The sequence below is a fragment of the Intrasporangium sp. genome, assembly GCF_040414665.1.
GTDB lineage: Bacteria > Actinomycetota > Actinomycetes > Actinomycetales > Dermatophilaceae > Intrasporangium.
Genome location: NZ_JBEDUL010000112.1, coordinates 1 through 11,269 on the forward strand (window position 1 = coordinate 1; position 11,269 = coordinate 11,269).

Genomic DNA, 11,269 nt, shown 5'->3' on the forward strand with positions numbered 1-11,269 from the left:
ACCGCAAGACGGTCAGCTTCATGCGGAGCTACCCGAACCGCCTACCCCTGTCCGGCAACGTCGTCCAGCGGATCGCCGACCAGGTCGAGGGACTGCACTTCGACCGGCTCTACAACAACTTCGGCGCCGCGGTCCCTTCCGATGCGAAGGCCATCATCCGGTACTCCGCCGACCGACACGCCGCCTGGGTGCGTGGCGACTACGACCACCTGACCTGACCTCGACGTCCCGTCGAGTGCGCACTCCGCGCCGGGCCGGATCCCCGTCGAGTGTGCACTCCGCGCCGGGCGCCAACTGCACACTCGACCGAACGGCGGGTCAAGTGACGGGACGGGTCATCCGTCGCGTGCGGGAACCAGCCGGCCTCAGGCGTCTCGTCCCGTCATTCCTCCCAATCCGTATGCCGCTGGGTCGCCCCCGCATCGAGTGTGCACTCCGCGTCGGGCGCCAACTGCACACTCGAGTGATTGGGCGGGCACACCGGCAGGAACATCGGCTGTGCCTGCATCGAGTGTGCACTCCCCGCCGGGCGCCAACTGCACACTCGAGTGAATGGGCGGGATGGCCGTGGGCTCAGGGGGTGGATCCGACCACGTTGGTCAGGGCCGCACGCGCGCCGACCATCGCCGGGCCGTACCAGGTGAGCAGTCGTCCGCTGCAGAGCGCGGTGCGGGTGTGCGCGAACGCCTCCGGACCATCCTCAGCCGTGAAGACATAGGGCTCGTCCGGGAGGAGCACGACGTCGATGTCCGAGCGGTCGAGGTCCTCGAGCTCCACGTGCGGATAGCGCTCAGGGTGACCGTCGAACACGTTGCGCCACCCGAGCCGGGCCACCAGGTCGCCGGTGAAGGTGTTGCTCCCGACGACCATCCAAGGATCCCGCCAGATCGCTATTGCGACGTCCACAGTGGGTTCGGGCACCGGCCCCGACCACTCGGTCCGGGCGGCGGTCAACCAGTCCGGGACTCCTGCCCCGAGCACCTCATGGAAGAGCCGCTGCAGCGAGTCCAGGGCACCGGGCACGGTCTCGATGTCAGTGACATAGACCGGCACCCCGCTCGCGCGCAGGCGCCGGACGTCGAGCTCGCGGTTCTCCTCCTTGTTCGCCACGACGAGGTCCGGCTCGAGTGCCCGGATCGCGTCGAGGTTCGGATTCTTGGTGCCCCGCACCCGCGCGACGTCGAGATCGGACGGGTGCGTGCACCAGTCCGTCGCGCCGACCAGCCGCTCCGGGCACGTCGCGGCAATCGCCTCTGTGAGGGAGGGGACGAGCGAGACGACACGCCTGGGGCTGGGAGCGAGCTCAGCGGCATACCCCAGGTCGTCGACGATCCCGACCACGACGCGACTACACGTTGCGGCGGTACTGGCCACCGACCTCGAAGAACGCCTCCGTCACCTGCTGGAGGGAGCACACGCGAGCCGCGCGCATGAGCACGTCGAAGACGTTGCCCCCCTCGATGGCAACCTTCCGCAGCTCCTCGAGAGCGGACCTCGCCTCGACCTCGTGGTCCTTCTGGAAGGCGCGGACCCGGGCGAGCTGGCTCTGCTTCTCCTCCTCGGTCCCTCGGGCGAGCTCGATCGTCTGCGGCGTCTCCTCCTCGGCGCGCGGGTGGCGGAAGGTGTTGACGCCGATGATCGGCAGCGACCCGTCGTGCTTGCGGTGCTCGTAGAGCATCGACTCGTCCTGGATCCGGCCACGCTGGTAGCCGGTCTCCATGGCACCGAGGACGCCGCCGCGCTCGGTGATCTTGTCGAACTCGCGCAGCACCGCCTCCTCGACGAGGTCGGTCAGCTCGTCGACGATGAACGAGCCCTGGAGCGGGTTCTCGTTGACGGCCAGGCCCCACTCACGGTTGATGATGAGCTGGATCGCCAGGGCTCGGCGGACCGAGTCGGCGGTCGGGGTCGTCACGGCCTCGTCGAAGGCGTTGGTGTGCAGCGAGTTGGCGTTGTCGTAGATAGCGCACAGCGCCTGCAGCGTCGTGCGGATGTCGTTGAACTGCATCTCCTGCGCGTGCAGCGAGCGACCTGATGTCTGGACGTGGTACTTCAGCTTCTGCGAGCGGTCGTTGGCGCCGTACTTCTCCTTCATCGCGACGGCCCAGATGCGACGGGCGACGCGGCCGAGGACGGTGTACTCGGGGTCCATGCCGTTGCTGAAGAAGAATGACAGGTTCGGGGCGAAGTCGTCGACGTTCATGCCCCGCGCGAGATAGCTCTCGACGTAGGTGAAGCCGTTGGCCAAGGTGAACGCGAGCTGGCTGATCGGGTTCGCCCCGGCCTCGGCGATGTGGTAGCCGGAGATCGACACCGAGTAGAAGTTGCGCACCTTGTGCTCGATGAACCACTGCTGGATGTCCGCCATCATCTTCAGCGAGAACTCGGTGCTGAAGATGCAGGTGTTCTGGCCCTGGTCCTCCTTGAGGATGTCGGCCTGGACCGTGCCACGGACATTGGCCAGGGCGAAGTCGCGGATCTCCTCCGCCTCCGCGCCGCTCGGCTCCCGGCCCTCGCGCTCGCGGAACCGGTCGAGCTGCTGGTCGATCGCCGTGTTGAGGAAGAACGCAAGGATCGTCGGCGCCGGGCCGTTGATCGTCATCGACACCGACGTCGTCGGCGACACGAGGTCGAAGCCGTCGTAGAGCGCCTTCATGTCGTCGAGCGTCGCGATGGAGACGCCGGACGTGCCCACCTTGCCGTAGACGTCCGGGCGCGGGTCGGGGTCACGGCCATAGAGCGTCACCGAGTCGAACGCCGTGGAGAGGCGCGTCGCCGGCTGGCCCTCCGAGAGCAGCTTGAACCGGCGGTTGGTCCGGAACGGGTCGCCCTCCCCCGCGAACATCCGAGCTGGGTCCTCACCCTCCCGCTTGAAGGGGAAGACGCCGGCCGTGTAGGGGAAGTAGCCCGGCAGGTTCTCGCGCCGCAGGAAGGACACGAGCTCGCCGTGGTCCTGGTACCGCGGCAATGCGACGCGCGGGATCTTGTTGCCCGACAGAGACTCTCGCGTCAGGACGTTGCGGATCTCCTTGTCGCGGATGGTGACGACCTGCTCGTCGCCGGAGTACGACTCGACGATGGTGGGCCACGCGGCCACCTGGTCCGCCACGTCGGCGGGAAGGTCACTGCGAGCGCTCTCGAGCAACGCGTCGACCCCGGCCGCGTCGGAGCCGGCCTCCGCGAGCTCCGCGCTCACGGCCTCGAGGCGCTGCACGCGGGACGCCTGGGCGGCATAGTCCTTCGTCCTGGCGTGGTAGCCACGGAGGGTCTCGCTGATCTCGGCGAGGTAGCGCACCCGCGAGGACGGCACGACGGCGGCGATCTTCGTCGACTGCTTCGTCGAGACGGCCGGGAGAGCGCCCTCCTCGACCGGCATGCCCTTCTCGGCGAGCAGGCCGCGCAGCTCCTGGTAGAGAGCCGTGACGCCGTCGTCGTTGAAGGTCGCGGCGCTCGTCCCGTAGACCGGCATGTCGGCCGGACCCTTGCCGAAGGCCTCGCGGTTGCGCACCATCTGGCGCCCGACGTCGCGCAGCGCGTCCTCGGCCCCGCGGCGCTCGAACTTGTTGATGGCGATGACGTCGGCCCGGTCGAGCATGTCGATCTTCTCGAGCTGGCTGCTCGCGCCGAACTCCGGCGTCATGACGTAGAGGGACACATCGGCGTAGTCGACGATGGCCGCATCGCCCTGACCGATACCGGGCGTCTCGAGGATGACGAGGTCGAAGCCGGCGGACTTCGTGATGGCGACGACGTCGTCGAGGTTGGCCGGCACCTGGCTGTGGCCGCGGGTCGCGAGGCTGCGGAAGAACGCGCGGTCGCCGTCGAGCGACGACATGCGAATGCGGTCGCCGAGCAGGGCGCCGCCGCCACGGCTGCGCGTCGGGTCGATGGCGAGGATGGCGACGCGCAGCTTGTCCTGCTGGTCGAGGCGCAGGCGCCGGAGGAGCTCGTCGGTGAGCGAGCTCTTGCCCGAACCGCCGGTGCCGGTGATGCCGAGGATCGGGACCTGGCGGTTGGCGGCGGCCTCGCGGATCGCGTCCAGGGTCGCGGCGTCCAGGTCGCCCTCCTGCGCGCCGGTGATGGCACGGGCGATGGCGGCCCGCTCGCCGGAGAGCACGGCGTCGACGCTCGCTGCCTTGACGTCCCAGGGGTCGAAGTCACAGTCCTTGACGACCGTGTTGATCATCCCGGCGAGCCCGAGACGCTGGCCGTCCTCGGGGCTGAAGATCGTGACGCCGCTGCTGCGCAGCCGGGCGATCTCGTCGGGAACGATGACGCCGCCTCCGCCACCGACGACCTTGATGTGCCCCGCGCCGTTCTCGTTGAGCAGCTCCACCAGGTACTCGAAGTACTCGACGTGCCCGCCCTGGTAGGACGAGACGGCGACGCCCTGCACGTCCTCCTCGATCGCCGCGTCGACGACCTCCTGGACCGAGCGGTTGTGTCCGAGGTGGATCACCTCGGCGCCCTGGCTCTGCATGATGCGCCGCATGATGTTGATCGACGCGTCGTGGCCGTCGAAGAGGCTCGATGCCGTGACGATGCGGACGTGGTGAGCCGGCCTGTGCAGCTCGGGCTTCTGGTTGGTCACGAGGGGCCTCCGGGCAGGATGCGGCGGTGTGGCGGTTCAGCGCTGACCTCGAAATACTAGGACTTCCTACTAATGGACGTCAACGCGTCCCGAGCCCTACGATGTGCGCATGGCGGCTGACGGCAGGCGGAGTCTCGACTTCGACCCGATCGAGCGCGCGCGTTCGCAGTGGGTCGAGGCTGGATGGGCCGACGCCGCCGACGGAATGGCCGCGATCACCTCCCTCATGCGCGCCCACCAGATCGTGCTCGCCCGCGTTGAGTCGTCGCTTCGCCCCCTCGGGCTGACGTTCGCCCGCTATGAGGTGCTCATGCTGCTGTGGTTCAGCAAGCGCGGCTCCCTCCCGATGAAGGTCATCGGCTCCCGCCTCCAGGTGCACCCGACGAGCGTCACCAATGCCGTCGACCGGCTCGAGGACGCCGGGCTCGTCACGCGCTCCACCCACCCCGAGGACCGCCGGGCCTACCTCGTCGCACTCACGCCCTCCGGTCGCGAGCTCGTCGAGCGGGCCACGAAGGCTCTCAACGCCGAGGTCTTCGAGCAGCCGGTCCTCTCGCCGCGCGACCAGCGCACCCTCGTCGACGTGCTGACCCGACTCCGTCACAGTGCCGGGGACTTCTAGCCGCCGTCACATGCAGTTGCCGTATGCCGCTGAGCTCGCTCCCCGAGGGACCTGCTGTCAGGTGGTGGGTTGGCTCAGCCGCTTCGCCTCAGTGCTCGCGTCTGGCAGAGCCGTCCGCTCGGACGGGGAACAGTTCCGGCTCACGGAACCCCTTGGCAGAGAATGCGCTTCGAACCGCGTCGCTGATGTCGTCGACCCCGGCCGAGGGGACGATGGCGATGGCCGAGCCCCCGAAGCCGCCTCCGGTCATCCGCGCCGCGAGCGCGCCGGCCGCACGGGCGGTCTCGACGGCCGCATCGAGCTCGGCGGAGGAGATCTCGAAGTCGTCGCGCATCGACCGGTGCGATGCCTCGAAGATGCCTGAGAGGGCTGCGAAGTCGTCGGCCTCCAGTGCCGCGACGGTGCGGGTCACGCGGTCGATCTCCGTCGCGACGTGGCGGACCCGGCGACGCAACAGATCGCTGGACAGGCGGCGCAGCGCCGCCTCGAGGTCCCCGAGCGCCACGTCACGCAGGGACCCGATGCCGAGCTCGGCCGCGGCGACAGCACACTCCTCGCGGCGGTTGCCGTACTGACCGTCATCGAGGGAGTGGACCGCCCGCGTGTTCATGACGAGGAGGGAGAGGCCATGCACGGCGAGGTCGAAGGGCACGTGTCGGGGCGCCTCGTCGCCGGCGAAGTCGAGCAGCAGGGCCGTGTCGCGTCGGGCCAGCAGTGAGGCGGACTGGTCCATGCCGCCCGTGGGGGCACCGGCCACATCGTTCTCGGCACGGACGCACACCTGGACCAGGGCTCGCCGGCCTTCATCGCCATCGAAACCCTCGATGCCGAAGAGATCGACCGCCGCGACGGCCACGGCGCACTCGAGTGCAGCCGAGCTCGACAGGCCGGACCCCAGGGGCACTCGGCCGTCGACGAGGACGTCGAGCCCGCCGATCCGGTAGCCACCCTGCTCCAGCGCCCAGAGGACTCCGACTGCGTACGCCGCCCAGCCCCCGCGGTTGCCCTGGAGAAGGCCGTCCAGACGAATGGTCCGCTCGCCGGGCACCTGCTGCGAGAGGATCCGGACGAGCCGGTCGTCTCGGCGGCGGGCGGCGACGTACGTCCGGCACGGAATCGCCACGGGCAGGCAGAGTCCGTGGTTGTAGTCGGTGTGCTCACCGATGAGGTTGACCCGACCAGGGGCGGACCAGACACCGGAGGGCTCCTCGTCAAAGGCTTCCCGGAATGCGCCGGCCACGGCATCCTGGACACTTCCTTCCTGCGTGGCGCTCATGCCCGGGCCGCCTCCTTCTCCACACCCATCCACCTACTCCTACCCGACGCCCCGCCGGCTCTGGCCGGGACACATCCGCTTGGCGACACTACGGTGGCCCCGTGACGACCATGGAGGCCCCGGCGCCCCCAGCGTGGAGGGCACGCTGGCTCGTGTGTCATGGGTACCTGCGCCTCGCCCTGCTCGTGTCGGTCCTCGTCGTCGCCGCCACGGTACCGGTCGTGAGTAGCCGAACTGCCTCCCTCGCCGAGCTGCAGGGTGCGATCGAGGCAGGCCGCGTAGGCCAGGTGAGCGTGTCGGGCGCCCTGCCGTCCGGGGCAACGGGGTCGCGCACGGCCGACCTCGTCTGGCAAGACGGCCCGAACGCTCGGGTCACGACGGTGCTGCACCTGAGCGACGGCTCGCAGGCACCTCCACCCGGGCTCGCAAACCTCGACCAGGTTGTCGGCGACCTTCGTCACCAGTTGGAGTCGTGGGACGGGCGCGCGACGTTGCGAGTCGTCGACGGGGCGGACCTCGCGGCGCACGGCACATCCATCGCCGGCTGGCAGCTGCCGGCATGGCTCGGCCAAGTGGCGCAATGGCTCTGGGCCGCAGCCGTGCTCGTGCTGACCACCGGGCCGGAGCCGCGGTGGGCGACGCGCTGGGCCTGGTTCTGGGCGTTCATCAGCCCACTCGCGGTTTGGGCCGTGCCGCTCTTCGCCGTGGCGTCCGTCCCTCTGCCAGGCAGGCCGTCTCCCCGTCGCCCCCACCGCCAGCTCACTGGGGGTTGGGCGTTCCTCCTCGTTCTCATCCCTGGGTTCGGCCGCTGACCGTGAGGTCACTGACCCGCGTCCAGCCCGATTCGTCGGGACATGGCGGCGCGGGGTCAGCCGCGCACCAGGCGGCGCAGGTCGGTAGACGGGTCGGCCACCGCCTCCGCGTCGACCAAGATGGCCCGGTCGATGAGTCGCCTCGCGGCACGCACGGCCTTGGAGTCGTCCACCGCCACGGCCCCGACGACCACCCCGTCGCGGAGGGCAAAGGCCGAGAAGGGCGGAGAGCCCAGGGTTCCCCGCACGACCAGGTTTCCCGCAGCCAGGTCACCGACCACCTCGACGTGGAGACCATGTCGATCGGTCCAGAACCAGCTCGCCGTGAGTGGGGGCGGGGGGTTGCCAAGAATCGTGGCTGCGGCCCGCTCGCCGTCGAACCGGGCCGCCTCCCAGTGCTCCGCACGGGGCACGACAGCGCCATCGACCCGCACCTCGGTCGCGTCTCCGATCGCGAGCACCGCCGGGTTCGACGTCACTTGGCGGCGATCGACGATGACACCCCGTCCCGTGTCCAGACCTGCCGCCCGTGCCAGCCGCGTCTCCGGAACCATGCCGAGGGCCAGGACGGCTCGGTCGACGACGACGCTTCCCTGACCGTGCGTGAGGTGCGCAGTGAGTGGGGCATCGGGCCCCGCCCCGATCGGTTCGAACCGCTCGACGCCGCACTGTCGCAGCGTGACACCGTGTGCCCGGTGGACCTCGTGCAGCCACCGAGCGACGGGCTCCCCCACGACCTGGGAGAGCGGCGGGGAGACGATGTCGACGAGCGTCACGTCGGAGCCGAGTCCCGTCAGCGTGGAGGCGATCTCCGCGCCGATCAGCCCGGCTCCGACGACAAGGAAGCGAGCGCCCGGGCTCGCCGCCGCACGGAGCCGATCCGCGTCGTCGACTGATCGAAGCACGTGCACGCGATCGCTGTCGGCGCCTGGAATCGCCGGACGGGCAGCTCGACCGCCCGTCGCGATGACGACGCGCGACGCCGCCAGCGTCCTGCCGTCCTCGGTCTCGACGACGCCCTCGTCCGGGCGCAGCGCCGCAACGCGGGTGCGCGCGAGCAGGCGCACCTCATGGTCGTCGTACCACTCCGGCTGCTCGAGCGCGATGTCCGTCAGTCCCCGGGTGCCCGCGAGGTACTCCTTGCTGAGGGGTGGCCGGTCGAGCGGGTGCTGCGCATCGTCAACGAGAGTGATCTCGCCCGAGAAGCCGCCGGACCGCAGGGCTGCGGCGGTGCTGACGCCGCCGATCCCGCCACCGACGATGACCACCTGCTGCGGAACGCCCATGCCCAGTGAGGCTACCCATCGCCCGCAGCGCCGGGCGGAGTGCCCACTCGCCGGGCGTCAAAGCGAATGGCCGTATGCCGCTGGGCCGGCTTCCCGGCCACCCTCCACGGGCACGTGGCCGGGAAGCCGGCTCAGCGGCATACGGCCTGAGGTGAGGTCACTGGCGGCGACGCTTGCGGTCGCTGTCGTGCAGCTCCGGGTGAACGTCGACGGGCAGCTCCTCGAGCGTGCCCTCCCCGGGAGTCGCCACGCCCCAACCCTCTGTTGTCACGCTGTCAACGGGCGGGTTGCCCACGAGATGCGAACGCTCGGCTCCCTCGGGGTGGTCGGCGCGGGCCTGCGTCGTGTCGTCCACATGGCGGTTGAGCGTCTCCGGAGGCAGGCCCTGCTCGTTCGTGCCGCGCCGGGGGTTGAGCATGATCAGCCCGACGACCAGCAGGACGACCATACCGAGCATGAAGATGAGACCAATTCGATCACCCATGGCCACTCCTGGATGCCGTGTGGATTGATCCGTCTCCTCGACGGTACCCGAAACTACCGCTGCCCAACAGCGTTCGGGCATCGCGGCGGTCGGCGCCTGGGGGCGAACGTCAGGCGGCGCGGCGACGGTCGGCTTCGGCGGCCTCGCGCTGCTCGCGTGCTCGCCTGGCCCTCGCCACCCTGGCGGCGCGCTCGGCCCGCAGCTGCGCCGTGGGATCGCTCGTCTCGCCGAGCTGCGCCGGACCGAAGACGGTCAGACCGAGCTTCCTGAGCTGAAAGCCGATGCGGTACCCGATCGACAGGCCCTCGTTGTCGCCCTTGCCAGCCATGGTGCTCACTTCCGCGGATATAGTTCGTGTACTAATCATTAGTGTAGTGGCTGGAGGGGTTGCCGATGACGGACGTCCACGATGCGACGGTCGCCCGCTCGACCAACCTGCGCCATGGCTCGACTCCGGACGACCTGCTGAGGCTCGACCAACAGGTGTGTTTCGCGCTCGCCGTGGCCTCGCGCAATGTCATCGCGCTCTACCGACCCGTGCTCGAGCCGCTCGGCCTGACCCATCCGCAGTACCTCGTCATGCTCACCCTCTGGGAGCGTGACTCATTGACCGTCAAGCAGATCGGTCGGCTGCTCAGCCTCGACCCGGCCACCCTCTCCCCGCTCCTCAAGCGCCTCGAACGAGCCGGCCTCATCAAGCGCGACCGCCACCCCGCCGACGAGCGGGCACTCGCCGTCACGCTGACCGACCAGGGACGCGACCTGAGGGAGCGCGCCATCGAGGTGCCGACGCAGGTTGTCGAACGCCTCGGGATGGACATCGACGAGCTGAGGTCGCTGCACACCGTCCTGACCCGCGTCATCGTCGCGACCACCTCCTGACCAAGGGCACGCTGCGCCGCGAGGCGTCCTGCGTGCCGTCCGGGTCTGTTGGTGGCATCCTGAGAGGGAGCGAGGTCACCGCTTCAGAAGGTGTGGAGGGAGGGCCAGATGGACGAAGGGCACGAGCCCAAGGTCGAGGTTGCGCCGATCCAGTCGGGAGGCGCCCTGAAAGGGTTCATCATCGTCGGCCGGTGGCCCGAGGACACCGTGGAGTGGACGCACTTCCTCCTGCTGGCGGTCCGCATGGCGGCGGTCCCTCACATGCTGCCGAACGGCAGCACCGTCTTCCGCGTCGTCGAGGACATCCCCGATCAGGCGCCCGAGCACTCCGTCGGACTCGTGCTCGCCGAGGGCCAGTTCGTTGGCGAGCACCCGCTGCGGCCGGGCCAGTTCGCCGATCCGCTGCCCCCCGGCCTGGCCGTGCTGCACCCTCCCTCGAGCACCGTGGCGTCGCTGCCCGAGTACGAAACCGCCTCTGGCTGCCTGCTGCTTCCCGGCCTACCGCACCTGGGGCTCGCCCACCGGGCCGCCTGGATCGAGGCCGACAGCCATGGCACGGTGACCCGCCTCGCCGCCTTGGACGGCATCGATCCGGAGGACGACGCCGACACCGCTGCCCTGTCCCTCCTTCTCGCCTCGTGACTCGCCGGTGAGCCTGGCTGGGGGTGGCTCGGCCGAGCCCGAGGTCACCCATCGGGTGGTGAGCGGCGTGCTGACCCGGGGCGACCGGGTGCTGTTGTGCCACCGTCGGGCCGACCGAGCCTGGTATCCGGATGTGTGGGACTTCCCGGGTGGCCACCTCGAGGACGGCGAGACGCCGCACGCCGCCCTGAGGCGAGAGCTGCGCGAGGAGCTGGGGATCGCGTCCGACGGCGATGGCACGTTTGTGGCGCGCTGGGTAGCGGACGACCTCTCGGAGGACATCACCTTCCTCCATGTGCGTGGCTGGCGAGGCGAGCCGGCCAACCTGGCGCCCGATGAGCACGACGATCTCGCGTGGTTCACCCTCCCGGAGGCGCTCTCGCTCACGCTCCCCGACCCGCGCTACGAGGCGTTGCTCCGAGGCCTGCTGGCACCGGCGGCTGGACCGGACGGCAAGGGCTGAGGGCCTCTCTACCCCCACCCCATGTCTATAGTTGTCCATAGACATTGTGTTAGGCCTGGACCGTGGGTCTCGGCCGTCTCGAGGGAAACGAGGTGCCATGAGCTCGGGCAAACCGAGAGTCGCGGTGGTCGGCAGCTACGGCGTCGGGCTGACGATGCGCCTGTCACGCCTACCCGTCGCAGGAGAGACCATCGCCGGCGGCGAGTTCTCC

Annotated in this window: 11 protein-coding genes and 1 pseudogene; 6 read left to right on the forward strand and 6 right to left on the reverse strand. The window is 69.7% G+C overall.

The features are described 5' to 3' along the window. Positions 1–218: pseudogene (locus ABF401_RS12195) on the forward strand (hydrolase); the annotation flags it as partial. A 355-nt stretch (positions 219–573) separates the two neighbouring features. On the opposite strand, the gene ABF401_RS12200 reads toward ABF401_RS12195, so the two are convergent. Together ABF401_RS12200 and icmF are read right to left on the reverse strand one after the other, a co-directional pair. Continuing rightward, positions 574–1,341, reverse strand: coding sequence for a helical backbone metal receptor (locus ABF401_RS12200; RefSeq protein WP_353509837.1), 768 nt, complete (start codon positions 1,339–1,341; stop codon positions 574–576). A gap of 7 nt (positions 1,342–1,348) precedes the next feature. Further along, positions 1,349–4,591, reverse strand: coding sequence for a fused isobutyryl-CoA mutase/GTPase IcmF (gene icmF / locus ABF401_RS12205; RefSeq protein WP_353509838.1), 3,243 nt, complete (start codon positions 4,589–4,591; stop codon positions 1,349–1,351). 109 nt (positions 4,592–4,700) lie between these two features. On the opposite strand from icmF, the gene ABF401_RS12210 reads away from it, so the two are divergent. Continuing rightward, complete coding sequence (locus ABF401_RS12210) at positions 4,701–5,213, forward strand: MarR family winged helix-turn-helix transcriptional regulator (protein WP_353509839.1); 513 nt, start codon at positions 4,701–4,703, stop codon at positions 5,211–5,213. Positions 5,214–5,301: 88 nt separating this feature from the next. Here the strand turns inward: ABF401_RS12210 and galK are convergent, their stop codons facing one another. Then, positions 5,302–6,489, reverse strand: a complete 1,188-nt coding sequence (galK, locus tag ABF401_RS12215; protein WP_353509840.1) for a galactokinase — start codon at positions 6,487–6,489, stop codon at positions 5,302–5,304. Positions 6,490–6,590: 101 nt separating this feature from the next. Between galK and ABF401_RS12220 the strand changes: the two genes are divergently transcribed. After that, complete coding sequence (locus ABF401_RS12220) at positions 6,591–7,301, forward strand: hypothetical protein (protein WP_353509841.1); 711 nt, start codon at positions 6,591–6,593, stop codon at positions 7,299–7,301. 56 nt (positions 7,302–7,357) lie between these two features. Here ABF401_RS12220 and ABF401_RS12225 read toward each other — a convergent pair whose 3' ends face one another. The 3 genes from ABF401_RS12225 to ABF401_RS12235 form a co-directional block, all read right to left on the reverse strand. Next, positions 7,358–8,587: an NAD(P)/FAD-dependent oxidoreductase gene (locus ABF401_RS12225; RefSeq protein WP_353509842.1), complete on the reverse strand. Its 1,230-nt coding sequence runs from the start codon at positions 8,585–8,587 to the stop codon at positions 7,358–7,360. 157 nt (positions 8,588–8,744) lie between these two features. Beyond that, entirely contained in the window at positions 8,745–9,071 is a 327-nt protein-coding gene (locus ABF401_RS12230; RefSeq protein WP_353509843.1) for a hypothetical protein, read from the reverse strand. A gap of 109 nt (positions 9,072–9,180) precedes the next feature. Then, the gene (locus ABF401_RS12235; protein ID WP_353509847.1) at positions 9,181–9,399 is read right to left on the reverse strand and encodes a hypothetical protein; all 219 of its coding nucleotides are present in this window, start codon (positions 9,397–9,399) and stop codon (positions 9,181–9,183) included. A gap of 65 nt (positions 9,400–9,464) precedes the next feature. Here ABF401_RS12235 and ABF401_RS12240 point away from each other — a divergent pair, with 65 nt between their 5' ends. From ABF401_RS12240 to ABF401_RS12250, 3 genes are all read left to right on the forward strand, one after another. After that, positions 9,465–9,953: a MarR family winged helix-turn-helix transcriptional regulator gene (locus tag ABF401_RS12240; RefSeq protein ID WP_353509844.1), complete on the forward strand. Its 489-nt coding sequence runs from the start codon at positions 9,465–9,467 to the stop codon at positions 9,951–9,953. A gap of 108 nt (positions 9,954–10,061) precedes the next feature. Next, positions 10,062–10,595 carry a peptidase gene (locus tag ABF401_RS12245; protein WP_353509845.1) on the forward strand — a complete coding sequence of 178 codons (534 nt, stop codon included), beginning with the start codon at positions 10,062–10,064 and terminating at the stop codon, positions 10,593–10,595. A gap of 7 nt (positions 10,596–10,602) precedes the next feature. After that, entirely contained in the window at positions 10,603–11,058 is a 456-nt protein-coding gene (locus ABF401_RS12250; protein ID WP_353509846.1) for an NUDIX domain-containing protein, read from the forward strand. The last annotated feature ends 211 nt before the right edge of the window (positions 11,059–11,269 follow it).